Below are 26,934 nucleotides of genomic sequence, written 5' to 3'. Positions count from 1 at the left end.
GGAGGCGTCGCGGCGGAGACGTATCGCGGACGCCCCGCCAGCGCGGGAATCGGGTCGAACCTACTCCGCTTCGTCCTCGACCTCGGCGGGCGGAACCAGACCTTCGAGACCGCGCAGCAGGTCTTCTTCCGTCATCCGGTCGAATGGGCCCTCGACTTCGAGTTCGCCGCCGACCGCTGGGGTCAAGGCCGGCGCCGCTTCGGCCTCCGGCTCGTCGACTTCGACGTGATGCTGCAGCGAGTGGATGAAATCCTCGGAAAGGTCTTCCGGCGCAAGCGCCGATTCAGCGATCTCGCGCAGGGCGACCACAGGATTTTTGTCGCGGTCGCGATCGACGAGGATCGGCTGACCAGACGAAATGTTCCGCGCCCGATGCGCCGCGAGAAGGACGAGGTCGAAGCGATTTTCGATCTTGTCGACGCAATCTTCGACAGTAACGCGCGCCATCAGCTGTCAAGCTCCATTTGGTTCGGGAGTAGCGCTGATACGCCAATTAGGAAAATTAGGCAATAATCTCTTAGCTCTAGACGCGCGGGCGCTTTTTTTTGACGCTGCCTTGGGGATTTTTTCTAGAAAATGCCCAATCATCGTCCCGCAAAAAAACGCAGTTCCTCTTGACGCTGTGACATGGAGAGGCGATGTATTTGCGAGAGATGTGTGCGGCGCTTTTTAAGGATGGCTGTGAATAGCCGGCGAATGCAGCGAGAACGGCGCAATCGCTATTCGTTAATTTGGGCGCCGGACATTGGACGATTGAGCGAAACGCCGAACTGCGGGTTGACGGCGTTAGCCGACGACGCCCGCGTTTAACACCTTAACCCGACCGCGAGACTAAGATGGCAGATATCGAACGAACTGCGTTGTTTATTGACGGCGCGAACTTATACGCGACCGCGAAATCACTTGGATTCGATATTGATTATAAGCGGTTGCTCCGCGAATTTCAGGGCAAGGGCCGTCTGATCCGCGCGTTCTACTACACTGCGTTGATCGAGGATCAAGAGTATTCGTCAATCCGTCCTCTGATCGATTGGCTGGACTACAACGGCTATGCGGTCGTGACCAAGCCGACGAAGGAATTCGTCGATTCGCTCGGCCGTCGCAAAGTTAAAGGCAATATGGACATCGAGTTGGCGGTCGACGCCATGGAAATGGCCGGGCATATCGACCACATGGTCCTGTTCTCGGGCGACGGCGACTTCCGGTCGCTGGTCGAGTCCGTGCAGCGGCGCGGCGTTCGAGTTTCAGTCATTTCGACGATCACCACCCAGCCGCCGATGATCGCTGACGAATTGCGACGCCAGGCCGACGAATTCATCGACCTTATTCATCTTGTGGGTAAAATCGGCCGCGATCCGGGCGAACGCGCAGAGCGCATGCAGCGGTATCAGGAGCGTCCTCGTCCCGCGCCACAAGCGGCTCACGCCGAAGAAGAAGACGGCGAGTGACGGCGCGGTCCTGACGGAAAACCAAAGGGTCGGCGTCTCGACTTTCAGGGCGCCGAACCTTAGGAGGTCGACGTCAGCCGCGCGCGCGCAACAGCCGGCCTTTTTCGCGGCTCCAGTCGCGCTTCTTTTCGACTTCACGTTTGTCGTGCAGCTTCTTGCCCTTTCCTAGGGCGATTTGCAGCTTGGCCCTGCCCTTGGCGTTGAAATAGAGCTTCAGCGGCACGATCGTCATGCCCTCGCGCTCAATAGCCTGCGACAGCTTGGCGAGTTCCCGCGACTTGAGCAGCAGTTTGCGCGGCCGCTTCGGCGGATGGTTGAAGCGGTTGCCGGCGAGATATTCGGGAATGTTGGCGTTGACGAGCCATGCCTCGCCTTGCCGATCGACATGGGCGTAGCTTTCGGCGATCGTCGCCTTGCCCGTGCGCAGCGACTTCACCTCAGTGCCCGTCAGCGCCAGCCCCGCTTCGAAAATTTCGCCGATTTCATAATTGTAGCGCGCCTTGCGATTATCGGCGACGACCTTGAAATTCGGATCCGGCTTTGCGGCCACTGGTTTTCCTCAAAGCGTCTCGACAAAGGAGAGACGCGAAACTAGCGCCTTAGAGCAGGTTCCGAAAAAGTTGACAGACTTTTTCGATGAGAACCTGCTCCACCATTTTGATTTCGAGCGATTCCTTATCGATCACATCCGTGTGATCGGGAAGCGCTCTAGGCGGGGAGCACGCCGGCGTGGATCATCGCCGCGCGTATGCGATCCTTGGTCGGTTGCGTGCACGGCACCAGAGGAAGACGCACCTCTTCTTCAGCCTTGCCGAGAAGCGACAACCCGTATTTCGCGCCCGTGACGCCGGCCTCAAGAAAAGTCGCGACATGCAGCGGCGTCAGCCTGTCCTGGATCTCCAGCGCTTTGGCGTAATCGCCAGCGAGACAGGCGTTCTGCAAATCGGCGCAAAGCCGCGGCGCGATGTTGGCGACGACCGAGATGCAGCCATGCGCGCCCGCCGCCATGCAGGCGAGCGCCGTGAGATCGTCGCCCGAAAGCTGGATGAACTCCGGCCCCATCGCCTCACGCTGGAGCGAAATGCGGCCGATGTTGCCCGTGGCGTCCTTCACGCCGACGACATTGCTCAACTCGGCGCAGCGCTTCATGGTCTCGACGCTCATGTCGATGACCGAGCGCGGCGGGATATTGTAGATGATGATGGGAATAGAGACGGCGTCGTTGATCGCCTTGAAGTGCAGATAAAGCCCTTCCTGATTGGGCTTATTGTAGTAGGGCGTGACGATGAGGAGCCCGTCGGCGCCGGCCCGTTCCGCGTGGCCGGCGATGGCGATCGCCTCGCGGGTATTGTTCGAGCCTGCGCCCGCGACGACCGGCGCCCGCCCCCGCGCGGCGCGGATCGTCTCGGTGATGACCCGCCCATGCTCCTCGTGGGTCAGCGTCGGGCTCTCGCCCGTCGTGCCAACAGGAACGAGGCCGTGCGTTCCATTTTCAATCTGCCAATCAATCAGCGCGCGTAGTGCGTCATAATCGACCTCTCCATGGGAAAACGGCGTGACCAGGGCCGTCATCGACCCATGAAAAATCGGCTTTACGCTCATAGAATCAATGCTTTCCCTACGCCTCAGAGCCGCCGTAATCGCGTCGCTAAGATTGATCGCCCTTCATAGCCGTTGGGCTGCGTCGAGGAAAGCCCCACGCTGTGCTATAAAGCCCCACGCTATAATGGGAGACGCCAGAGCTCGAAGACAGCCGGCGCGCGAAGTTGATCCTTCGTAAACCAAATGAGCGCAGCTTTCTCACACCAGTAGGGAAACGCGGTGATGATGTTGCCTCGACGTGTCGCGACGCGGTTCAAACTGACGGTCGGCATCGCCGCCCTCGTGATCGCCGCGCCAGCTTTCACCGGCCTTGACCGTCTTGGCGACGGAGAGGCGAAGCGCAAGGCCTCCTGGCGCTGGACGCCATCGATTCCTTTCAGTCTCGGCGCTTGGCGCTCGCGGGTCGGCACGTTGCAGGAGACTGTGCGCGAGTTCGTCGACCGCAAACACGCTGACGACGAGGCGGCGCATCCTCTGGAAAGTTCACTCTTTGCCGCCGACGAAGGCGCGCTGCCGCCGATCGTCGCCTACGTTCCTGCACAGGGCTGGCTTAATGGCGCCGCAGCAAAGGCGAGTCTCGCCGCGCTGCTGGGCGACGACACAGACGGCTTCATACAAGCGGTCGCCTTGTATAAAGGCGGCGATTTCGCTCAAGGCGACGAGGCCGCGTCGCGGCTCCGTACGCCGCTTGCCGACGCCGCGCGATGGACCGGCCTTCGGCTTCATCCCCGCGAAGCCGGGTTCAAGCGCATCGCCGAATTCCTTGCGGCTCACCCGGACTGGCCCGCCGGCGACTGGTTGCGCCGTCGCGCCGAGCAGGCGCTCGTCGCCGAGCGCCACGCCGACAAGAGCGTGCTGGCCTGGTTCGCGGACAACAAGCCGCTCACCGGCTTTGGCAAATATGCCCAGGCGCGGGCGATCGCACGCGAAGGCGATTTCGAATCGGCGGCGGCGCTGGCGCGAGACGCTTGGCGCAATGACGATATCGGACAGGGGTTCGATACGATCTTCAACAAGGAGCTCGGCGAGTTTCTGACGCCGGCCGATCACAAGTTCCGCGCCGATCGTCTGCTCTATGCTGGAAAGAATACGCTCGCTTTGCGCAGCGCCGAATTCGCCGGCAAGGACGTCGCGCTGCTCGCCCGCGCGCGCATGTCCGGCGTCGATAAGCTGGCGGCCGCTTTGCCGGCGTCTGTGCAGAACGATCCCGGACTGCTTTACGGACGCGTGCACAAGCTGCGCAACGACAAGAAATTCGCTGAAGCGGGCGCGCTGCTGCGCAATGCGCCGCGCGACATCGAGAAGGTCGTCGACGGCGACGCCTGGTGGGAGGAGCGGCGCATCGTCGCCCGCAAGCTTCTGGACCAGGGAGATCCGCAGACCGCTTACACGCTTTGCGCGGATCACGCCGCCGCCAAGACCAGCAACAAGGTCGACGCCGAATTCAACGCTGGCTGGATTGCTCTGCGGTTCTTGAACGACCCGATCAAAGCCGAGCGCCATTTCACGCGGCTTGCGCAGGTCGCCGAGACTCCGCTGCAAAAGTCTCGCGCGTATTATTGGCTGGGACGCGCGGCGGAAACCGCGCACGCCGAGGATGACTCCAAAGCGCGCAATTTCTATCTCCAGGCGGCCACGCATTCGACGACGTTCTACGGGCAGCTCGCCAATTCCCGCGTCGGCGCCGACGAGCGCCCGCTTCGCCGGCCACCGACAGCCGCCTCCGGCGACAGCCGAGCCGAAGCGGTTCGCGTCGCGGAGTTGCTGTTCGCCGTGGGCGAGAAGGACGTCGCGGCGCCGCTTGCGCTCGATAGCGCAAAATACTTGCAGGACGAGGCGCAGGTCGCGGCGCTCGGAGAAGTCATTGCGCGCCAGGGCGACGCGAAACTCTCGCTCATTTACGGCAAGGCCGCCTCCTATAGGGGAATCGCGCTCGACGACGTCGCCTTCCCCGCCTATGGCGTTCCGGATTTCAACGCGCTTCCAGGCTCCGCGTCCCGTTCGATGGTCTTCGCCGTCGCACGCCAGGAAAGCGCCTTCGATCCCAAGGCCGTCTCCTCCGCCGGCGCCATGGGCCTGATGCAGATGATCGCCTCGACGGCGCGGCACACCGCCTATATGCGCGGCGTCAGCTTCGACATGTCGCGGATGCTGAGCGATCCGCCCTTCAACGCCCAGCTCGGCGCGGCGCATCTCGGCATTCTGCTGGGCGAATATCGGGGCGCCTATCTCCTCACCTTCGCCGCCTACAACGCTGGCGGCGGCCGGGTGAAGCAATGGATCGACGCCTATGGCGATCCACGCAAGCCCAATGTCGATCCGATCGACTGGGTCGAGCGGATTCCGATCACCGAAACGCGCAATTACGTACAGCGGGTGATGGAGAATTTCGTCGTCTATCGGGCGAAGTTCGAGGATACGGGCACGCGGTCGCCACAAGTCGAACTGGCCCGCGTCGGCGACAGCCTGTGATCTAGCAAGGAAAGCGGTTATGATAGCCGAGCAGCTCGCCAAGCGGCCAGCTGTGGCGCAACTCCGCTAACGGCGAGGCGAAATATTGGCTGCTGCCCGAATAGGGATAGCCGAAATCGCAGCCGGACGTCTGGGTGACCCTAGACGACATGAACACAAGCTCTAGGGTCGCGACGAAAAAACGCCTCTTGTCGATGGCGATGCGCGTCCAGCTTGGATCGTCGCGCAAGATTTTGACCTCCGTCCCCGCTGGCGCGGTCGTGATCGCCGCGTAATTCTCCTCTGGACCGGCGCGCAGCACCGCCGGGTAGGCGAGCGTCAGCTTTATCGCCGCCGCCTGCTGACCGCAGGAGAGCGCGCCGAAAAGAACAAAGGCAAATAGCGACCGACGCATGCCGACTTCCCTGGTTTTGATGTGCGCTCGCGCAATCCCCAGACGCAGAACCTAGCCTAAAAGATATTCCCGCCGGCTCCAAATGGCGTCGGCCAAAGAAGCGCATGGGACAGCGGCATGGACGAATCGTCGGCGCAACGAGAGGCGCGTGGCTCTCGACTCAGGCGCGGCGCGCGGCCTATGCTTGACTCCAGCGGCGGCGCGGCCTTTCCGGCAAGTCCGCCGCTGGCTTACGGTGCGCTCATGCGGCGGATCGCGTTTTCTCTTGTCGCCGCCTTTGCGGCATATTTTGCGCAGCCGTTGTGGCGCGCCACACAGAACGCAATCGCCGAGACAAGAGCCAAAACCAGCTCGATCAGCATGACGCCAGGCGAGTTGGCGGCGGATCGCGACGGCGCGAGTCTCATCGCCGTGCCGGCGCCAGGCCGCTATTCGATTCGCGCAAAAAGTCCCTCCGGCGCGCGCATCGAACTCGTCGACATGATCGCCGGCCCGCTTGACTCAAGCGGCGCGCCCGGCCTGCGCGACGGACGCATCGACGCGTTGCTCGATAAGGGCGTCTACAAGCTACGGGTTTTCGGCGTGAAAGGCGCGAGCGGCAAGGCCGCGCTCTCCGCGCAGGCGTTCGTCGAAGCCAGCCCCTCGAAGCCGACGCTCGCGCCAGGGCGCATCCAAAGCGGTGAACTCGGCGATCTGCAGCAACGCTCCTATTCCTTCGACGTCGGCGCCGAGGGTCGCGTGCGCCTTGAAGCGATCGGCCGGGCGCTCAGCGACCTGCGCGTCTGGCGTAGCGAAGGCGAACTCGTCGATCTCGCCTTCGAACAGGAGACGGTCGAAACAAAGCCGGGCCGCGCAATGAATCGGCTGCGTGTTGAAGGCGCGCTGGAGCCCGGGCGCTATGTCGTCACCGCCTATGGCGGCGAGAAGCTCGTCTGGGCGCAAGGCGATGCGGCGCAGCCCTTCTTGCTGCGGCTCGAAGAGCCGGCGCTGCTTGCGGCGGGCGTCGCCGAGGGCGTGATCGGCCCCTTCGGCGCCGCGCGCTTTGACGCGCCGGCAAGCTATGACGCCTTTCGTCTCGACCTCGCGCAGACGACGCCGGCGCGGCTTGAAGCGCGGCGCAACGACGCGAAAGAGATCGCGACGATTTCGAAGAACAGCCGCACGCCGTCCGCAAACGTAAGGCTCGCGTCCGACGGCAAGACAAACGCGCGTCTTGAAGTCTCCGGCTACGAGGGTCAGGCGTTCTCGCTGCGTGGGCTACGTCAGTCGGATCGCGAAACATTCGAAGCGTCCGGACCGCATCTTGTCAGCGTCGATCTTGCTGGCGACGGCGGCGACGAAGCCCCTGCCACGGCGCTCTTCGCGCGCCTAGAGAAGGACGGTAGGACGCGGGTGATCGCCTCGGACGCGCCGCGCATCGGCGCCGGAAAAGCGTGGCGGGGAAAGTTCAATCTGTTCGGGCCAACGTCGATTCTCTTCGAGGCGACGCGCGACGGGCTCGTCGCGATCGATGCGAAAGGCGTCAAGGTCGACGCTTCGATCGAACCGGCGCTTGGCGCGCTGGCGCCCCGCGCAGATGGAAAGAATACGGCGCGCTACGATCTCCAGGCGGGCTATTATTTTCTCAAGCTCGAGCCGAAGGGCGATTCCGGCGGCGTGATCGACGTGACGCTCGGGCCTCCTGGCCTCGCCGTATCAGCGCCTGCAACCGCGCCTTCGCGCTCCACACTTTCCTTCGGGACGCCGGCTCTCGAAAGGGACGGCTCCTATCTCATCCTGACGAATGTCGCGCCGCAACTCCTAACCGGGCCGCGCGTCGTCGCGCTTCCCGTTGAACTCGACAAGGCGCCATTGGCGCTCTGGCAGGACGCAGGCAAGGACGTCGCGCTGCCGGTACGGCTTCCCAAGACCGGCAAGGCGATTGCGCGCGATTGGCATGGCGCCGATGTCGCGCTGACCTTCGGCGATCAAAAGGAAGAGAACGCGCAGCGTCTCGCGACAATAAAGATCGCGGCGTCGGAAAAACCGCGCGCGCTGGGCCTCATCTTCGTTCCCGAACCGACGCCGGCAAAGGTGGATGAAGCAGGCAAGCCCGCGTCCACCCCGCTTTCAGCCTCAGTCGCGCGTCCGGCTTTTTTTGATCTTGGCCGCGACGAAACGAAACGCATGCGCTTCGACGTGCCCCAAGGTGGCCTTTACCGGGTCGAAACGCTGGGGCGCATGAAGACCGCGCTGCGCGTCGGCGCGACTGTTTCGCCGCGGCTTGGCGAAGGCGACGCGAATGGACCCGGCGACAATGCGCTGGTGACGGCATTTCTGCGCGCCGGCGCCTATCGCGCGGCCGTCACCGCGAAGGACTCTTCCGGCCATTTGGGCCTTGCCGTTTCGCCTGCGACTCTCGCGCCGACGGCGAAACTTGTCGATGCGGGAATCGCGCGCGCGACGCTCGATTCCGGCAAGGGCGCGATCGTGCCGATCGAGATCACCCGCGACGGCGAATATCGCATCGAGCTTCTCGGCCTGAAACAGAAATGGCGCGCAAGATTGGAGGACGCCGACGGCTGGCCGCTCGCGGCGCCAGGCGAAATGCAGCGAGTCACGCGGCGGTTCGAGAAAGGCGTCTATCGGCTGGTCGTCCTGCCGAGAGACGTCGAGGCGCGCATGGCGGCGCGACTGACGCCAATCGTCGCCGCGAAGACGCTCGAAGGCCATGGTCCGCATCCCCTGCCCTTCGGTAAGGAGCAAAAACTGCAATGGCGCGAGCCGCAGGCGCGCGATGCGCCGCGCACGCCCGATGTCTGGCGCTTCGCGCTCTATGGCGACGCAAAGATCGATCTTTCGATCGGCGAAGGCATGGTTGGCGAGATTTTTAGGGGCGAGAAGGAAAGCATCGGCAAAGTTGTCGCAGGGAGGCCATTCAAGTCGAAACTATCGGCAGGAGATTATCGGATCGAGGCGCGAAGCCTCGCCCATGACGACCGTCTCGACTACGAAGTTTCGCTCGACTCGAAAGAATTGCAGCCCGATGCGCGGCGCGTCGTCGAACCTCCGACTCGCGTCGATTTTTCGCTGGCGAAGGACAGCGTCGTCGACCTTTCGAGCTTCGGAGACATCGAAGCAATCGGCGTGCTGAAAGACGGCGGGGGCGATGTGATCGAGCGCCTGCAGCCGCGCGCCGACGATTGGAACGTTGCATTGTCGCGACGGCTGCCTGCCGGAAATTACCGGCTCGAACTCGAAAAGCTTGGCGCTGAGCCGCGCGCCCCTGCGGAGGTTGAAGAAGCGCCCAGCGAGGAAACCGAAGAAGTTTCCAATGAAGGAGAAGCCGTGGAAAGCGAGGACGCGCCTCTCAGCGGCGTCGAGCTTCGCCTGGCGCTGCCCATTGAGAAGAATGACGGCGCGCTGACGTTCTCTGGCGAGAAGACGCTGAGCGGCGCAGGCGCGCATATCCTTTCTCTGCCGCCTGCGCCCCCGGCGAGTCTCGCGCTGATTGCGGCGCGCTCCGAAGCCGATGTCGCCATCTCCATCGAGCGGCGCGACGCTGGCGGCCCATGGCGCGCCATCGGCGTCGAGCGCGGGCGCGCGCCCGTCGCGGCCTGGCCTGCGGCCGGCGAAGGCGAAATGCGCGCGGTCGTCTGGACGATCGGCGGCGAAAACGCGCCGATTTCGCTCGCCGCGCGCGCGGTCGAACGGCGCGCGCGCAGGCTTGGCGAAGTCGCCCTTGATCCGGTCGACGGCGTCGCCGGGGTCTGCGTCGCCAAGGTTGCAACACCCGACGCGGCCCTCGTGACGCTGGCGACGCAAGAGAATATCGCCGCCGGCTCTGTTGCGGGGACATTATTGCGCGCGGCGCGCTCCGGACCGCTCGCGCCGCAAGCACAGGAATTGTGGCTGATGGGGCGCGGCGACTGCGCCTCCCGGACCGGCGTCGCCGCTTTCGACTGGAAGGGCGCCGAGATTTCGCTCGACATCGGCGAAAGCGAACGCGCCCATCTCGTTCCGCTCGCGCCAGCCGCCGGCAAGTTGCGGCTGTGGCTCGCCCGGTCCGCCTTCGCGCAGCCGGCGCTCGACGGCGGACACGGCGTCGGCGTGGCAAAGGGCGCGGCGCTGGCGCTCGCTGGCGATACGCCGCTTGCGCTCTGGAACGGTGAAGGAAGCGCGGCGATGCGCGTCGCGCTGAGCGCGATCGACGTCGAGACGCGGCCGGCGGTGAAAGGCGGCGCGCTGTTTTCGGGGATCATCGCGCCGATGAGCGCGCAGCCCGTCGATATGGACGACGCCGCCGGGCCGCTCGCGCTCGACCTCGCCGGCGGGCTCGCCGCTTTTGCGCAGCCGCGCGTCGTCTTCAGCGATGGCGCTGCCACCTCGCGCATTCTGCACGGCGTCAAATCGCGCGTGCTTCTCGTCAATATGACGCAGGCGGCGCTGCCGGCGCGCATCGCGCGCGAGACTGGCGAGAACAGACGGCTCGACGCAACGCGCGCATTCACGCGGTTCTTCGCCAATGCAGGACAAATCTCGCTGCCGCTCGACGCGCAGCAAAACGACAGGCTCATTGTCAGCGGCGCGCAGGCGACGGTGATATCGAACAGCGGCCGGATCACGCGCGGCGACAATATCGCGCTCGACGGCGCGGGCGAAGCGATCATCGAGCACGGCCCCGGGCTCGTCGCCTTCTGGATCGAGCGCGCCGGTGCATCGCCCTGGCCCGCGGCCTCGGCGCGCGCGCTCAATCCGCCGCAGCGCATGGCGCTCGAGGGCGCCGCGATGCGCTTTTCGATCAAGAGCGATAGGCCCGCGCTGTTGAGAGCGACGGGCGGCGCGCCGGCGATCGTCGGTTTCACGCAAAATGGCAGGCGGGAGACGCTCGCTTTCGCGAATGGCGTCGATCTCCATCGCTACATGACGCCGGGCGAAGCGACGCTCGACATTTACGCGCCTTATGACGGCGCGCTGTCCGGCATGCTCGATATTTCGACGCAGCCCGTTACTGAGGCGCATGAAGGCGTGAACGACGCGGTGGCGATTTCGCCTGGCGCAAGCGCGCTCTTCAGCTTCGAGGTGAAGGACGCGCGCAACATCGGCCTCGGCGTGCGCGCGGAGCCCGACCGAGTCAGCGCGCGGCTCATGGATGCGCAAGGCAAGACGCTCGGCGAAGGCGTCGCGCAAACGATGACGCTTTCGCCCGGCCGCTATTTTATCGAGGCGCGCACGCCCGCCGACGCGCCGGCGACGACGATCCGCGTCGCGATCGTCGGGCTGTCGCCGCCAGTGAACGCGCCGCCGGCGGAGTTCGTCGCCGAGCTGCTCGACAAGGCCGGCATGAAGAAAAGCAAGGCGCAATGATTTCGAAAGGCGCGGCGATGAAAAAACTTCTGCTTCTCTCTCTTTGCGCATTTCTTGGCGTGTTTCTTGGCGCCGCGGCGCCGCTGCGCGCGGAAACCCCGCCTGTCTTCGACCGCGCGCAACGCGCCGACGGCGCGCGCGTCGCGCCCGATCGATTTTTGCGCGCCTATGATCCGGTGACGGTCTTCTTCTCTAGCGACACGGGGCCGAAGGCCGGCGGAGCGGAAGACACGCCGCAAAAATATGTGGCGATGACCCCGCAGCCCGCCGGCGAATGGCGCTGGCTCGGTCCGCGCGCGCTGCAATTTCGGCCTGCCGACGCCTGGAAGCCACTGTCGCGCGTCGACGTGAAGCTCGGCGCGGCGGAGACCAGACTCGTCGCGCTGCTGCCGACGCCGCGTTCCACCAATCCCGCCGAGGGCGCCGATCCGCAGCTCGAACTGACGCAGATCGCCCTCACCTTCGCCGAGCCGGTCGACGTCGCCGCGCTGACGCGGCTGCTCACGATCGAAGTGCGTCCCTCGCCTGGCGTTTCGCCGCAAGGCGGACAAATGCTCAGCGCTTCCGCCTATGAAATCCGCGCGCTGGAGCGGGGCGAGCGCGCCGAGGAGCAGACCTACGTCGTCCGCTTCCGTGAACGGATCGCCGATGGCCGCGTCGCCATCCTGCGGCTGCGGCTTTCCGACGAAGCCGGACTCGACGACCAGACCTATGAATTGCGGCTGCGCACCGCGCCGCCCTTCGCGGCGACGGAGGCGAGCTGCGGCCACGGCTGGAGCGACGACCGCGCCGAAAACGTGTTGCGCTGCGCATCCTATCTTACGACGCCCGAGAGCGGCGACGAAGAAGGCGACGCCGCCGCCATCCCCTATGCGCCGGCGAGCAAGCGGCAGCTCACGCTCTCCTTTAATGCGACGCCCGAGACGATCGACATTCTGCGCGCGCGCGAAGCGCTGCGCATCACGCCGCCCGTCGACGATCTTGCCGTCGAAACCGACGGCAGGCGACTGCGTCTTGTCGCGAAATTCCTGTCGGACCAGGTCTACGAACTCTCCATCACGGAAGGCGCGCTGAAAGACTCGCAGGGACGCGCGCTGGCGAGCGCGTTCTCGCAGCGCTTCGCCTTCACCCGCGACGCGCCGGCGCTGCAATGGGACGCGGGCTATGGCGTCGCCGAGCGCTTCGGCCCGCAACTTCTGCCGCTGCGCGGCCGCGGCTATGATCGCGCCGACATCCGCATCCACGCCATCGATCCGCTGTCGCGCGACTTCTTCCCCTTCCCGGCGCATGGCGTCGAGACGAGCGATTCCGACGCGCCGCCCCTGCCCGGCAACGAGCCGAAGTCGTGGAGCGAGACCGCCAACATCGAGGCGGAGGCGATCAAGCAGCGCATCAAGTCGCTAGGATCGCCCGCAGTGTCGCGGCTCGTCGATCTGCCGATCCGCCGCAATGGCCCGGACGCGAAGTTCGGCGTCGATCTCAAGGAGGATTTCGCCAAAGTCAGCGGCCGCGACCAACCGGGGACCTATCTCGTCGGCCTGCGCGCGGTCGATGACGATAAGCGCCGCTGGCTGCGCGTGCAGATCACCGATCTCTCGCTGTCCGCCATCGAAGAGCCGACGCGTGTGCGTTTCGCGGTCACTTCGCTGTCGACGACGCAGCCCGTGAGCGGCGTGCAAATCCGCGTCGAAGGGATCAAGGACGAAAAATTCGTCACGCTCGCGAGCGGAACCACCGACGCTTCGGGCTTCTTTTCCTGGACCCCCGACAAGCGCGGCGCCGGCGAAGCGCGCCGCATCGTAGCGAACAAGGGGCTCGATACGCTTGTCATCGATCCCAACAGCGCGCCTTCGGAATATTCGCGGGAAATCTGGTCGAAGCCGGAGTCGGAATGGCTCGCCTGGACGAGCGAGGCTGACCAGCCGCGCGCTGAAAAGCCGCGCACGCTCTGCCATCTCTTCTCGGAGCGGCCCATTTATCGGCCGGAAGAATTCGCGCACATCAAAGGCTTCGTGCGCAGCTACCGCGGCGGCGCGCTGAGCCTCACCAAGACGGGCGGAACGCTTGTCGTGACAGGGCCCGCCAATCAGGAATGGCGCATTCCGGTGAAGCTCGACGCGAGCGGCGGCTTCTATCACAAATTCGACGCGCAAACCCAGGCGACCGGCGACTATTCGGCGCGGTTCGAACCGGATGCGCGGAAAAAGGCGAAGAAGCCGGAAGCGCAGAAGAGCGAAACGGAAGAACCAGCTGAGGGAGAGAGCGAAGCGGCCGAGCCCGCTCAGGACATTTCCTGCGGCCAGTTCGCGTTCAAGAAAGAAGCCTATCGATTACCGACGTTTGAGGTCGTGCTCAATGCGCCGCAGACCGTTGCGCTCGACGGGACCTTCGACGTCGATCTCCTCGCCCGCTATTTCGCTGGCGGACTTGCGGCGGAGCGCCCCGTCAAATGGCGGGCCGCGCAATTTCCGCATGTCTTCACGCCGCCGGGGCGCGAAGGCTTTCTCTTTTCGACCGACGCGCGCTTCTCCGGCGACGGCAAGTTTAAATCGACCGCCGTGCTCGAGCGCGATCAGCGCACCGACGCCGGCGGCGCCGCGCGCATGACCTTCGACACCGCGATCGAGCCGACGGCGCAGCCGCGCCGCTACTCCATCGAAGCGACGGTGACGGGCGACGACGGCATAGAAGTGCGCAATGTGCAGAATGTCATCGCGCTGCCGCCTTTCGTGCTCGGCGTGAAAACGCCCCGCTATGTCGAGCGTCCCGGCGCCGTGACGCCGGAGCTCATCGCCATTGACGGCAAGGGCGAGCCGGTCGTCGGTCTCGAGATGACGCTGCGGCTCATCAAGCGCAACTGGATTTCAACGCTGCAGGCGTCCGACTTCGCCCAGGGCGCGGCGAAATATGTCACGCAGACGCAGGACGACGTTCTGATCGAACGCAAGGTGACGAGCGCCAAGGAGGCGCAGAAGGTCGAATTGGCGACGCGCGACGCCGGCGTCTATGTCGTGCAGCTGGAGGCCTATGACAGGCTCAAGCGCCGTCAGCAGGTGAGCGTCGACTTCTTCGTCGGCGGCGATACGCCCGTCACTTTCGCGCGGCCGCCAGCCGAATCCGCGACAATCACGACCGACAAGGACAAATATGCGCCGGGCGAAACGGCGACGCTGATTATCCAGTCGCCGTTCCAGAATGCGCGCGCGCTCGCCATCGTCGAACAGCCGAGCGGCGTCTATGATTATGAGTTCGTCGACATCGCCAATGGCTTCGGCCGCTATGCTCTGCCGGTCAGAAAAGAGCAGACGCCAAAGCTCGCCGTGCATTTTCTGATCATGCGGGGGCGGCTGAAGGATGCGCCGCCGCAGCCGACGGCGAGTTTCGACCAAGGCAAGCCCGTCACCATCGCAGCGACGAAATGGATCGACGTCACGCCGGTCAAAAACATTGTCAATGTGAAGATCGAACATCCGGCCAAGGCGCGCCCGGGCGACGCGATCGAGGTCGCGCTACGGCTTTCCGACGACGCCGGCAAGCCACTCGCCGGCGAAGCGACCTTCTGGATGGTCGATCAGGCGGTGCTGTCGCTTGCAAAGGAACGCCCGCTCGATCCGTTGCCCGACTTCATCGTCGAGCGCGAAACCAAAATGGCGGCGCGGGACACGCGCAACATGGCCTTCGGCGTCATTCCGCTCGAAGAGATCGCCGGCGGCGACGGCGACGAACTGCAGGAATGGGGCGCTGAGAACAATATTTCCGTGCGCAAGAATTTCACGCCCGTGCCGATCTATCTGCCGAGCGTGAAGATCGGCCCCGACGGCGTCGCCAAAATCAAAGTGCAGCTTCCCGATACGCTGACCGTGTTCAAGCTGCGCGCCAAGGCGGTCAGCGGGCCGGATCGCTTCGGCGCCGCGGGCGGCGAAATTCTGATCCGACAGGCGCTCGTCGCGCAGCCGGCGCTGCCGCGCTTCATTCGGCCGGGCGATTCATTCGACATCGGCCTCGTCGCGCGCATCGTCGAAGGACCGGGCGGCGCCGGCAAGGCGTCGATCTCCGCGCCCGCGCTGACGCTCTCGGGCGAGACCAGCCGCAAAATCGAATGGGCGCAGAATAGACCAGTGCGCATCGATCTGCGCGCCGCAGCGCCGGCCCAACTCGCCGGCGACGTGACGCTCGGCTTCCGCATTGAGCGCGACGCCGACCGCGCGAAAGACGCGGTCGAAATCGCTCTGCCGGTGAAGCAGGATCGCGAGGCGACGCACCGCTTCGAATTGGTCGAGATCGCGCCCGGCCAAACCAAGACGCTTGCTCCCACTGGCGAGCAGGCGCGGCCGGGGAGCTTCTCGCGCGAAGCGATCGTCGCCGCCGACCCCTCGCTCGTAAGGCTCGTCGCCGGATTGAATGCGCTCGTCGAATATCCTTACGGCTGCACCGAGCAACGGCTGTCGCTCGCGCGCGGCGGGCTGGCGCTGAAGAGCTTCGGGCCAATTCTCGCGGCGGCGGGGCTCGAGGATCGCGTCTCCGCCAATGTGAAATCGACGGCGCAAATCATCGACCAGTCGATCGACGCGGACGGTCTCGTCGCCTTCTGGCCGCGGGCGCGCGGCAATGTCTCGCTGACCGCCTGGTCTTATGACTTCCTTGCGCGGGCGGAGCGCGCCGGCGAGCCGATCGACAAGACGCTTCTGGATCGTCTCGCCAATATCCTGAAATTGTCGCTACGCTCCGATTATCCGCGACTGCTGTCGGGCGATGAATTGCGCGAGCGCGTTGAAGCCCTCGCAGCGCTCGCCGAAGGCGGCAAGCTCGACGACTCCTATGTCGCGGAATTTTCGCGGCGCGCCGACTTCCTGCCCAATACCAGCGTCGCGCAGATGGCCTCCGCCGCCGCGCTTCTCCCCAATGTCGATCAGCGCGCGCTCGCGGCGCTGATCGATACGATGTGGAGCCGCGTGAAATTCGCGAGCCGCAATGGCGTGCAGGTCTATGCGGGACAGGCGACTGAAAGCGCCTCGCCGATTATTCTGCCTTCCGAGACTCGCAGCCTCGCTGAAATGGTGCGCGCCGCGGCGCTGACGGCCTCCGGGGATCCTCGCGCCAACGCGCTGCGCGACGCGCTGTTGCGGCTTGGCGAAGGCGACGGTTGGGGAACGACCAACGCCGACGCCGCCGCGATCGAAGCGCTGGCCGAGGGGTGGCGGCGGCCGACCGCGTCGATCGGCGTGACCTTCAATGATGGCGGACAGGATCGCGCGCTGACGCTCGACGCCAATACGCCGGTCGTGCGCCATGTCTCCAGCAGCGACGCGCCGCTGAAGATCGCCAACGGCTCCAACGCGCCGCTCGTCGCGATGATCGAGACCCGTTATATGCCGGCGGAGCCGGGCGCCAAGGCTCAAGCGACGAGCGACGGCTTTACGATCACGCGTCAGGGATGGCGCATCGAAAGCGGCAAGGCCCCGGAAAAGATCGACGTCCGCGATGGCGTTCTGCAGGTGAAGCAGGGCGATCTCATCGAAGAGACGGCGGAAGTGGTCAATCCCGAGGATCGCACGCATATCGCGCTCTCGATCCCGCTCGCGGCGGGCTTCGAGCCGCTCAATCCCAATCTCGCCACGGCGCCCGCTGAAGCGCAGCCCTCGATTGCGCCGACGCTGCAGCCTAGTTGGGTCGCGTTTGGCGACGACCGGGTGTTCTACGCCTACGATTCTCTTCCCAAAGGAACCTATCGCTTCGCCTTTCGCCTCCGCGCGCAAACGGCGGGCGCCTATACGCAGCCGCCGGCGCTTGTCGAGGCGATGTACAAGAAAGGTCTTCGGGCGACGAGCGCCGGCGCGAAAGTGGAGATTGGGAAATAGGCACATGGCAAACGGCTTTGTGCGTGGCATCACTCTCGCTCTCACTGCAGCGATCATGGCAGGCGCCGCCTGGCTCTCGCACGCGGCGCTGTCGCGCGCCGAACTCGTCGCGCCCCGCGCCAGCGCCATCGTCTACGATCGCAACGGCGCCTTTCTCACGCAGATCGGCGACAAGACGCGCGATCCTACGACCAAAACCCCGCGCGTCGATTACGGCTATTGGCCGCTCGCCGCCATTCCGCAGCGCATGGCGCGCGCGACGCTCGCTCTCGAAGACCGCCGCTTTTACGATCATCCCGGCGTTGACGGCCGCGCGCTGCTGCGCGCCGCATGGCGCAATCTGACGACGCGCGGCAGACGCGAAGGCGCCTCGACGATCGCCATGCAGGTCGCACGCATGCAAGGCGAGAGGCCGCGCTCATTCGCCGAAAAGCTGATGCAGGCGGCGACGGCGCTCGCCATCGTCGCGCGCAACGGCCATGAAGCGACGCTGGCGCATTATCTGCGCCTCGCGCCTTACGGATTGAACGGCCATGGCGTCGCCCATGCCGCGCGCTTTTATTTCGACAAGCCGGTCGAAGACCTCTCCTGGGCGCAGTCGGCGCTGCTCGCCGCCATTCCACAATCGCCAGGACGGATGAACATCACACGCGAGAGCGGTCTGACACTGGCGACAGCGCGCGCGCGTCACGCTATCGCGCGGCTCGAAGAAGAAGGCGCGCTCGACGCCGCGCAGGCGGCGCTGGCGTGCGCCGAGCTCGATCATATGCGGCCGCTCGACGCCAAGCGCCGCCCCGAAACGCTGCATCTGGCGCTGCGTTACGAAGCGCTGGCGCGCGAGGGCCTGGTGCGCACCGTCGCGGACAATGACCGGCGCATCAATGCGACGATCGATTTGGCGGTCGAACAGGACGTTCTGCGGCTCGCCCGCCGCTATCTTTCAAATTTCCGCCGCCGCGGCGCGCGGCAGGTCGCGGTGATGGTCGTTGAGCGAGGAACGAACGCCGTCATCGCCGACGTCGGCTCCTCCGACTATAACGACCCGCAGGCCGGGGCATTCGATTTCACCCGCGTGCGGCGTTCTCCCGGCTCGACATTGAAGCCCTTCATCTTTGCGCTGGCGTTCGAGCGCGGCGTGCTCAAGACCACGGATCTTTTGAACGACATTCCCGAAGGCGCGTCGGGCGTGTCGAACGCCGACGGGCTCTATCTTGGACCGCTGACGCCCCGTCAGGCGCTCGCCAATTCCCGCAATGTGCCAGCGACAAATCTGCTGAGACGCGTCGGGCTTGAGCCGAATTTCAACTTTCTTCGCGACCTCGGCCTGCACGATCTCGAAACGCCGGCGGAGAGTTTCGGAATTTCGATGGCGATCGGCGCCTTGCCGGCGCGGCTTGAAGACGTGATGCGCGCCTATGCCGCGCTCGCCGACGACGGGATCATGCGCGACCTTGCGTTCACGCGCGACGAATCGCGACGTCCGGCGCGGCGCGTATTGTCGGTCGACAGCGCGCGGCTGATCGCCTCGATGCTCTCCGACCCGCAGGCGCGCCTTCCTTCCTTTCCGCGCTACGGGCCGCTCGAATATCCGTTCGCCGTCGCCGTGAAGACCGGCACGTCGCAAGCCTATCGCGACGCCTGGACGATCGCCTTTTCGCATAGATTCATCGTCGGCGTGTGGCTCGGGCGCGGCGACGCCGGCGCGATGCGCGCGATGACGGGCGTTTCATCGGCGGCGCGGATTGCCCACGCCGTGCTGGCGAAGCTGCATGACGCCAAGCCCGGAGACATCGCGCCGGAAACTTTTGCGCCGCCGCCGGGACGCGTCGCCATCGATCTCTGTCGCGCCGATGGCGGCGCCGACTGCGCGCAGACGCTGCGTGAATGGGTGAAGCCGGAAGACGCCCGTTGGAGCCAAACGCAACATCCGCGTCCTCATCCTGAGGAGCCGCGAAGCGGCGTCTCGAAGGATGTTCCAGAAACAGCGCTCTGCGCGCCGCCAACCTTCGAGACGCGCCTTTCAGGCGCTCCGCAGGGTGAGGAAGCGGATCATACGTGCAACCCTCAAGCAATGAGCGTCGCGCCGCTCGTCATCGCGACGCCGGAACACAACACACATATCTGGCGAAACCCGGAGCAGCCCGAGCGCTTCAACCGACTCGCATTGAAGCTCGCGCCAACAGGCGCAGATGCGCAGATCGTCTGGACGATCGACGGGGAACCCTTCGCCACGGCGCAGGCGGACGAAACCGTGTTCTGGCCGATGACGCCCGGCAGACATCGCATTCAGGCGCGGCTTGCGCTTGTGCCGGTCGCATCGCGCACGGTGAAGGTTGTGATCGAGTGAGTGGACGGCTGGGTTTGTCATTCCCGACAGGCCAAAGGCCTGATCGGGAATCCACGGCAACGTCATCATTGGCGGTTGCTGGATTCCCGATCGCGCTTCGCGCGTCGGGAATGACACATCCCAGTGGCCGCCTCTGCGGGGGAAGGCGGCTCGACTTTCGTCACTCAACCCATGCAGGCGCAAAATCGCCAAATGCGTGAATCGAAGTAGATGATTCTCGGTTGCAGCGCTAGATTGATCGCCAATTAGCGATTGAACATTGACCGGTGCGCCATGGACAACAAAGTCGTGAGCATTATGGCCGGGCTCATCATAGCGTTCGTTGTGCTTGCAGCGTCTTCCATGGCTCAGGTTGTGTTCGAGCCGGTGATCTTTGCGATATTCATCATCGCGCTGATATGGCCGCTGCAGAAAGCCCTCGCGTCCAGAACGCCAAAAGCTTTGGCGCTCCTGATCACGATTGTCTTGACGCTTGCCGTCGTTGTCGCGCTGACGTCGATGATCGTCTGGGGCGCCGGCGAAATCGCGGACTGGATTCGTCACAATCTCGTGAAGATTGGAACGACATTCCGCAACTCCACGAAGTGGCTGGAAGATCACGACATATTCGTGATGTCGCATGTGACGGAAAATTTCGATGCCGCCTGGTTGATCGGCTTTCTGAGAGCAGTCGCGACAAGGATCAACGTTCTTGTTGGCTTCTCTCTTCTGGTCTTCATCTTCTTGATCATGGGCCTTGTCGAAACAGAAGATTTTCAAAATCATATCGCGACGTTGAAAGACCAAGAAACAAGTCGTCGTTTGTTGATGGCGAGCCAGTCGATTGCGCGGAAATTCCGCAAATATATGATTGTGCGCACAATTGCGAGCATCGTTACGGGCGTCGCGGTCGCCGGTTTTGCTCTGCTGATGGGACTTGAGCTTGCGGCCGCCTGGGGAATCTTAGCCTTCGCGCTGAACTATCTCCCGTATATCGGGGCGTTGATCGTTACGGTTCTTCCGGCATTCTTTGCTCTTGTTCAATTCGATTCCTGGCAAAGCGCGATGTTCGTGTTCGTTACCCTCGCTGTGATTCAATTTGTCATTGGCAGCTATCTCGAGCCGCTGATTTCGGGTTCGGCTTTGGCGATTTCACCATCCGTCGTGACATTTGCCGTCGTTCTCTGGACTTTTCTGTGGGGCCTTCCCGGAGCCTTCATCGGGGTCCCGCTGGCGATCGCTTTTCTCACGCTCTGCGCGCAGTTTCCGTCAACTCAGTGGATCGCCACGATGTTCTCTGGAACATCGCGAACCCGATCGCTGCCGGACTGAGCAACCTCGATTCAAGAGAATCGATTGAGTTCGAAGGCCCCGAACGAATTGCTACGCCTCGCTCACCCCGCCGCGGTGATTCTCTCGATTTCCGCGCCGCAGCCGCGCAGCTTCTTCTCCAGGCGTTCGAAACCGCGATCGAGATGATAGACGCGATTGATCGTCGTCTCGCCGCGCGCGGCGAGCGCCGCAATGACGAGCGAGACGGAGGCGCGCAGATCTGTCGCCATCACCGGCGCGCCATCGAGGTGATCCGCCCCCGTCACGATCGCGGTGTCGCCTTCGAGCTTGATGCGGGCGCCAAGCCGCGCGAGCTCCTGCACATGCATGAAGCGGTTCTCGAAAATCGTCTCGGTGATGCGCGAAACGCCCTTGGCGCGCGTCATCAGCGCCATGAATTGCGCCTGCAGATCGGTCGGGAAGGCCGGGAACGGCGCCGTCGTGACATCGACCGGCGAAATGCCGGCGCCGTTACGCGTCACCCGCAGTCCTTCATTCGTCTCGGTGATGCTGGCGCCTGCCTGCACGAGGGAGTCGAGCCCCGCCTGCAGAAGATCGGCGCGCGCGCCGGCGAGCAGAACGTCGCCCCCCGTCATCGCCACCGCCATGGCGTAGGTGCCGGCCTCAATGCGATCAGGCATGACCGCATGTCTGGCCCCGAAAAGCGAACCCACGCCCTCGATCTCGATCGTCGACTGGCCGGCGCCCTTGATGCGCGCGCCCATTTTTATGAGGCAGTCGGCAAGATCGACGACTTCGGGTTCGCGCGCGGCGTTACGCAGCACGGTGGTTCCGCGCGCGAGCGACGCCGCCATCAGCGCCGTATGCGTGCCGCCGACCGTGACTTTGGGAAAGTCGATCTCGGCGCCGGTGAGCCCGTTCTTCGCCGAGGCGACGACGTAACCATTTTCGATGTCGAGTTTGGCGCCGAGCTTTTCCAGCGCCATGAGCAGCAGATCGACCGGCCGCGTGCCGATGGCGCAGCCGCCCGGCAGCGACACGCGCGCCTCGCCGCAACGCGCGACGAGCGGCGCGAGCACCCAGAAGCTGGCGCGCATGCGCGAGACGAGATCATAGGGCGCGGTGGTGTCGACGATTTCGCGCGCGGTGAGATGAACGGTGCGGCCGGCGTCGACGGACTCGCCGGTGCGCTTGCCGGCAATGGCGTAATCCACGCCATGATTGCCGAGGATGCGCTCGAGAAGCATCACGTCCGCGAGGAGCGGCATATTGGCGAGCGTCACGGTTTCGCGCGTCAGGAGCGATGCGATCATCAGCGGCAAGGCGGCGTTCTTCGCGCCGGAGATCGGGATCACGCCATTGAGCCTGGTCCCGCCGACGATCTTGATCTTATCCATCACCCCTCGCTGTCGGTTTTCGAGTTCCCGCCGTTTTTCGCTGACGCCTGGTCCCGCAGCGCGCGCTCGCGCGCCTTGCGACGAGCAAGATTGGCGCGCAAGGCGGCGGCAAGCGCCGCCTTCTTCTTCGGCTCGCTGTTAGACTTCGGGCTAAAATCCGCCCCTTTTGGGGCGCCGCCCCTGCCCTCCTCGTCGTTCCCTGTCATCGCGGTCGACCGCCCCTCTTGCGAAACTACTGCGATTCTAGGGCCCTACCCGATCAAGTCATCGCCCGCACGGCGAGCGTGGCGTTGATGCCGCCAAAGGCGAAAGAATTCGAGAGCGCGACGCGAATCGGCATCTCGCGCGCGACATTGGGAATGGCGTCGACCTCGCATTTGGGGTCAGGCTCAAGAAAATTGATCGTCGGCGGCGCGATCTGATCGCGCAGCGCGGAAATCGTCACGACGAGCTCCAGCCCGCCGCTTGCGCCCAGCGCATGGCCGTGCACGGGTTTCGTTGACGAAACCGGCGGCGGCGTGTCGCCGAAAACGGCGCGCATCGCCTGCGACTCGGTGATGTCATTGGCGTAGGTCGCGGTGCCATGGGCGTTAAGATAGTCGACATCGCCGGGCTCCAATCCGGCGCTGTCGAGCGCAAGCCGCATGCAGCGCGACGGGCCTTCGACATCGGCGCGCAGCGGATCGAAAGCGTCGCTCGTCGTGCCATAGCCGGCGAGTTCGCAGAGCGGCGTCGCGCCGCGCGCCAGTGCGCCTTCCAGCGTCTCCAGGATGAAGACAGCGGCGCCTTCGCCAAGCGTCATGCCGTTGCGCTTTTGCGAGAACGGGCGGCAGAGATCCGGCGTGAGAACGCGCAGCGACTCCCAGGAGCGAATCGAACCATTGATCACGCAGGCTTCGGCGCCGCCGGCGATGGCCCGGTCGGCGCGGCCGGCGCGCAGCATTTCGAAGGCTTCGCCGATGGCCTGCGCCGCCGAGGAACAGGCGGAGGCGAGCGCGAAGGTCGGTCCCTTGGCGCCGTAGCGCATGCCGAGAGTCGTCGGCGCGGCGCTCGGTATCAGGCGCGGCACGGTCAACGTATCCGGACGGCCGTCGAGCTTATATTCGAGATAGGCGTTATTATCGATGGTCGTGGCGCCGCCAATGCCGGTGCCGATGATGACCGCGGTGCGCGGCCCGCCGACTTGCTTGCGCTCGAACCCCGCCTGCGCCAGCGCCTCGTCGGCCGCGACGATGGAAAATTGCGTGAAGGGATCGCAGTAGGGAAGCAGTTCGGCTTCGATATGCGCCGCCGGAGTGAAATCCGGGACCTGCGCGGCGATCTTGATTCGCCCAACATAGGGGCGCTCCGATCTCAGCGGGCGCACGCAAGACACGCCGTCGCGCGCCGCGCGCCACAGCGGCCTCGCGCCAACGCCGGCGGCCGACACCGCGCCCATTCCGGTAATAACGATTCTGCGCGCGGCGCCTTGTTGCGGCATCAGTGTTCAATCCTTTGCTTGATTTCAACCGCGCGCGGCCTCGCGCCGATCTTAAGAATCGTTTGAAGGTTTAATGAGGCGCGCGCCGGCGTCAAACGGAGGACCGCGGCGGCACAAGAGCCGCCGTTCGCCCAAGACGCGCATAAGCCACTGTCTTTTTTGGATATACACCCTAATCGAGCATCTTCTTCAGCTCGGCGCGCAGGCCCTCCGCGACGTCCGGCCGCGCTAGGCCGAAGGCGACATTGGCCACGAGAAATCCAAGCTTTGAGCCCGTGTCATAGGTCCGCCCGTCGAAGCGTACGGCGTGGAAGGGCCGCGTCTTCGCAAGATGGATCATGGCGTCGGTGAGCTGAATTTCGCCGCCGGCGCCTTTTTCATGCTTTTCAAGCAGCGTGAAAATTTCCGGCTCCAGAATATATCGACCGGAAATGATGAAATTGCTGGGCGCCGTCCCCTGCGGCGGCTTTTCGACCATCCCTGTGATTTCGAACGTCGCCCCGTAATCCTTGCCACGCGCGACGATGCCGTATTGATGCGTCTCTTCCGGCTTCACTTCCTCGACCGCGATGATATTGCCGCCATGGGTTTCGTAAGCCGCGACCGCTTCTGCGAGACAGCGCGCGCTTTTGCCTCGCGCCGGAAGCGTGATCATGTCGGGCAGCAGCACCGCGAAGGGCTCGTCGCCGATAATGTCGCGCGCGCACCACACGGCGTGGCCGAGGCCAAGCGGCGCCTGCTGGCGGGTGAAGCTTGTCGCGCCCGCAGCTGGCAGGTCCGACATCAGCGCTTCATATTCCTTGGTCTTGTTGCGGCGGCGCAGCGTATCCTCAAGCTCATAGGCCATGTCGAAGTGATCTTCGATGGCCCCCTTGCCGCGCCCGGTGACGAAAATGAAATGCTCTATTCCGGCTTCTCGGGCTTCGTCCACGACATGCTGCACGACCGGGCGGTCGACGACGGTTAGCATCTCCTTCGGCACGGCCTTGGTGGCGGGCAGAAAGCGCGTGCCGAGGCCGGCGACGGGGAAAACAGCCTTGCGAATGCGTTTGCTCATGGAGAGGCCCATTGAGAGGTGAGACGGCGAAGGGGTGATAGCGGCGAATCGCTCCGGAGGCGACTCGCCGCAGGGTCGACGGAAGGCGGCTTGAAAACGGGCCGCTTAGCACGATTTGGCTGGATCGTAGAGTTCGCGACGCGAATGGCGCAAAACACATGAGACGTTCAGGCCATGCGGCGTTAACGTCAGCCGAAGATACGAGAGGAAGGTTGTGGCATGACGGTTCTGGTTACGGGCGGCGCCGGCTATATCGGCAGTCATACGGTTCTCGAACTGCTCGACGCCGGCGAACCTCCGCCCGTCGTGCTCGACGATCTCTCGACCGGCTTCCGCTGGTCGGTTCCCGAGGGGACGCCGCTCGTGGTCGGCGATTTTGGCGACGCGGATCTCGTCGCGGATTTGATCGAGCGCCATGCCATTAATGAGATCATCCATTTCGCCGCAAAGATCGTCGTTCCCGATTCCGTCGCCGATCCTCTCGGCTATTATCTCAACAATACGGCGAAAGCGCGCACCCTGCTCGCGACGTCGGTGGCGCGTCGCGTCAAACGCTTCATCTTTTCTTCGACCGCCGCCGTCTACGGCGATCCTCTGCATAATCCGGTGACCGAGGACGAGCCGCTAAAGCCGGTTTCGCCCTATGGGCGATCGAAGCTCATGGTCGAATGGATGCTGGAGGATACGGCGCGCGCGCACGGCCTCGCCTATGTCGCCTTGCGCTATTTCAACGTCGCCGGCGCGGATCCCAAGGGCCGTTCGGGGCAGTCGACGCCGAACGCTACGCATCTCATCAAGGTCGCCGTGCAGACGGCGCTCGGCCTGCGCCCAAAACTGCAGGTCTTCGGCGACGATTACCCGACGCCCGACGGGACATGCGTGCGCGACTATATCCAGGTCACCGATCTCGCGCGCGCCCATCTCGACGCCTTGCGCTATCTGCGCGACGGGGGCGCGAACCTGACGGCCAATTGCGGCTATGAGCGCGGCTTTTCCGTTCTCGAGGTGATCGAATCGGTGAAACGGGTTTCGGGCGTTGATTTCGACGTCGAAATTTCGCCGCGCCGTCCAGGCGACCCTGCCGCGATCGTCGCGGCGAATGAAAGAATCCGCCGGACGCTCGGTTGGACGCCGCAGCATGACGATCTCGACGAGATCGTTCGTCAGGCTCTGGAGTGGGAAAAGCGCCTCATGGCGCGCGGCGGCTGATACAGCGCAGAAATACGTCCGTCCAACACTTAAGCAGTTTGTGAAGTTTCTGTTGCCGCTGACGCCGCGCAATGATACTTAAGCACATGCCTAAGCGTTCTGAGAGCCTCGATCGCATGTTCTCGGCGCTCGCCGATCCGACGCGACGCGCCATGGTCGAGCGCCTTGCGCGCGGGCCGGCGAATGTCAGCGAATTGGCCGGGCCGCTCAACATGTCGCTTCCAGCGGTCATGCAGCATCTGCAGACTCTGGAGCGGAGCGGGCTTGTGACGAGCCGAAAGACAGGGCGCGTGCGCACCTGCCGCATCCAGCCAAAAAGATTCGACGCCGCGCAGGCGTGGCTCGCGCGGCAACGCGCGCATTGGGAGGCGCGCTTCGATCGTTTGGACGCGTTCCTGGAGAAAAGCGAGGATTAAGGATGGGCGATCAAAAACTGGATCTTGAAATTTCCCGCTTCGTGGCCGCCCCTCGCGCGCGCGTCTGGAAGGCTTGGACCGACCCGGCCCTCCTCAAGGAATGGTGGTGCCCGCGGCCCTGGAAAACCGAGGTTCGTGCCTTCGACTTTCGTCCCGGCGGCGGCTTCCACACGTTCATGAGCGGGCCAGATGGCGGAGAAAGCGACAATCCCGGCTGCTTCCTCGACGTCACGCCACAGGAGCGCATCGTCTTCACCTCCATGCTAATCGGCGGCTGGCGTCCCGCCTCGCCCTGGCTCGCATTTACGGCGATTCTGACCATGGCCGACGAGGGCCCCGGCACGCGCTACGTTGCGCGCGTCATGCACAAGGACGCCGCCGAACGCCGCCGCCATGAAGAATTGGGCTTCTACGATGGCTGGGGCGCATGCATTACGCAGCTCGAGGAAGTGGCGCGGAATACTTCCTGAGGAGGAAATGAGTCCTCTGGCGCTGGCCGGAGGGCGCATGGCGTCTTTTTTCTCCGACGCACGCTATGCTAGAGAGGGGCGACGCGGTCCCGTAGCTCAGCAGGATAGAGCAGCGGTTTCCTAAACCGAAGGTCAGGGGTTCGAATCCCTTCGGGACCGCCAGAAA

Annotated in this window: 16 protein-coding genes and 1 tRNA gene; 10 read left to right on the top strand and 7 right to left on the bottom strand. The window is 64.3% G+C overall.

Features of this window, described 5'->3' with window-relative positions:
- Positions 1 to 60: 60 nt before the first annotated feature.
- Positions 61 to 447: a DNA-directed RNA polymerase subunit omega gene (gene rpoZ / locus IYW40_RS11835; RefSeq protein ID WP_196400605.1), complete on the bottom strand. Its 387-nt coding sequence runs from the start codon at positions 445 to 447 to the stop codon at positions 61 to 63.
- A gap of 389 nt (positions 448 to 836) precedes the next feature.
- Between rpoZ and IYW40_RS11830 the strand changes: the two genes are divergently transcribed.
- Complete coding sequence (locus tag IYW40_RS11830; protein ID WP_196400604.1) at positions 837 to 1,448, top strand: NYN domain-containing protein; 612 nt, start codon at positions 837 to 839, stop codon at positions 1,446 to 1,448.
- Between the two features lie 73 nt (positions 1,449 to 1,521).
- Here the strand turns inward: IYW40_RS11830 and smpB are convergent, their stop codons facing one another.
- Together smpB and dapA are read right to left on the bottom strand one after the other, a co-directional pair.
- Entirely contained in the window at positions 1,522 to 1,998 is a 477-nt protein-coding gene (gene smpB, locus IYW40_RS11825) for an SsrA-binding protein SmpB (RefSeq protein ID WP_196394704.1), read from the bottom strand.
- Positions 1,999 to 2,156: 158 nt separating this feature from the next.
- A complete protein-coding gene (gene dapA, locus IYW40_RS11820) occupies positions 2,157 to 3,050 on the bottom strand; it encodes a 4-hydroxy-tetrahydrodipicolinate synthase (RefSeq protein ID WP_196400603.1) in 894 nt (297 codons plus the stop codon).
- 222 nt (positions 3,051 to 3,272) lie between these two features.
- On the opposite strand from dapA, the gene IYW40_RS22115 reads away from it, so the two are divergent.
- Entirely contained in the window at positions 3,273 to 5,522 is a 2,250-nt protein-coding gene (locus IYW40_RS22115; RefSeq protein WP_196400602.1) for a lytic transglycosylase domain-containing protein, read from the top strand.
- Between the two features lies 1 nt (position 5,523).
- On the opposite strand, the gene IYW40_RS11810 is transcribed toward IYW40_RS22115, so the two are convergent.
- Complete coding sequence (locus IYW40_RS11810; protein WP_196400601.1) at positions 5,524 to 5,916, bottom strand: SH3 domain-containing protein; 393 nt, start codon at positions 5,914 to 5,916, stop codon at positions 5,524 to 5,526.
- A 180-nt stretch (positions 5,917 to 6,096) separates the two neighbouring features.
- Here IYW40_RS11810 and IYW40_RS11805 point away from each other — a divergent pair, with 180 nt between their 5' ends.
- The 4 genes from IYW40_RS11805 to IYW40_RS11790 all read left to right on the top strand — a co-directional run bounded on the left by IYW40_RS11805 (position 6,097) and on the right by IYW40_RS11790 (position 20,778).
- Positions 6,097 to 11,262: a hypothetical protein gene (locus IYW40_RS11805; RefSeq protein ID WP_246720759.1), complete on the top strand. Its 5,166-nt coding sequence runs from the start codon at positions 6,097 to 6,099 to the stop codon at positions 11,260 to 11,262.
- A 17-nt stretch (positions 11,263 to 11,279) separates the two neighbouring features.
- Positions 11,280 to 17,120 (top strand): MG2 domain-containing protein, encoded by a 5,841-nt coding sequence (locus IYW40_RS11800; RefSeq protein WP_246720758.1) that lies wholly within the window; start codon positions 11,280 to 11,282, stop codon positions 17,118 to 17,120.
- Between the two features lie 4 nt (positions 17,121 to 17,124).
- A complete protein-coding gene (locus IYW40_RS11795) occupies positions 17,125 to 19,467 on the top strand; it encodes a transglycosylase domain-containing protein (protein ID WP_246720757.1) in 2,343 nt (780 codons plus the stop codon).
- A 273-nt stretch (positions 19,468 to 19,740) separates the two neighbouring features.
- On the top strand, positions 19,741 to 20,778 hold the full coding sequence (locus tag IYW40_RS11790; RefSeq protein ID WP_196400598.1) for an AI-2E family transporter: 1,038 nt from the start codon (positions 19,741 to 19,743) through the stop codon (positions 20,776 to 20,778).
- 62 nt (positions 20,779 to 20,840) lie between these two features.
- Here the strand turns inward: IYW40_RS11790 and murA are convergent, their stop codons facing one another.
- The 3 genes from murA to galU all read right to left on the bottom strand — a co-directional run bounded on the left by murA (position 20,841) and on the right by galU (position 24,673).
- Complete coding sequence (gene murA, locus IYW40_RS11785) at positions 20,841 to 22,136, bottom strand: UDP-N-acetylglucosamine 1-carboxyvinyltransferase (protein WP_196400597.1); 1,296 nt, start codon at positions 22,134 to 22,136, stop codon at positions 20,841 to 20,843.
- Positions 22,137 to 22,395: 259 nt separating this feature from the next.
- Entirely contained in the window at positions 22,396 to 23,616 is a 1,221-nt protein-coding gene (locus tag IYW40_RS11780) for a beta-ketoacyl-[acyl-carrier-protein] synthase family protein (RefSeq protein ID WP_196400596.1), read from the bottom strand.
- A 172-nt stretch (positions 23,617 to 23,788) separates the two neighbouring features.
- Complete coding sequence (gene galU / locus IYW40_RS11775) at positions 23,789 to 24,673, bottom strand: UTP--glucose-1-phosphate uridylyltransferase GalU (protein WP_196400595.1); 885 nt, start codon at positions 24,671 to 24,673, stop codon at positions 23,789 to 23,791.
- Between the two features lie 219 nt (positions 24,674 to 24,892).
- Between galU and galE the strand changes: the two genes are divergently transcribed.
- From galE to IYW40_RS11755, 4 genes are all read left to right on the top strand, one after another.
- Positions 24,893 to 25,882 carry a UDP-glucose 4-epimerase GalE gene (gene galE, locus IYW40_RS11770; protein WP_196400594.1) on the top strand — a complete coding sequence of 330 codons (990 nt, stop codon included), beginning with the start codon at positions 24,893 to 24,895 and terminating at the stop codon, positions 25,880 to 25,882.
- Between the two features lie 86 nt (positions 25,883 to 25,968).
- The gene (locus tag IYW40_RS11765) at positions 25,969 to 26,298 is read left to right on the top strand and encodes a metalloregulator ArsR/SmtB family transcription factor (protein ID WP_175092940.1); all 330 of its coding nucleotides are present in this window, start codon (positions 25,969 to 25,971) and stop codon (positions 26,296 to 26,298) included.
- A 2-nt stretch (positions 26,299 to 26,300) separates the two neighbouring features.
- Positions 26,301 to 26,768 (top strand): SRPBCC family protein, encoded by a 468-nt coding sequence (locus IYW40_RS11760; protein ID WP_196400593.1) that lies wholly within the window; start codon positions 26,301 to 26,303, stop codon positions 26,766 to 26,768.
- Positions 26,769 to 26,853: 85 nt separating this feature from the next.
- Positions 26,854 to 26,930 (top strand) — tRNA-Arg (locus IYW40_RS11755).
- Positions 26,931 to 26,934: the final 4 nt, after the last annotated feature.

Source organism: Methylocystis sp. H4A, assembly GCF_015709545.1.
In the GTDB taxonomy this organism is placed as follows: Bacteria; Pseudomonadota; Alphaproteobacteria; order Rhizobiales; family Beijerinckiaceae; genus Methylocystis; species Methylocystis silviterrae.
This window is presented reverse-complemented; position numbering and strand designations above follow the sequence as displayed.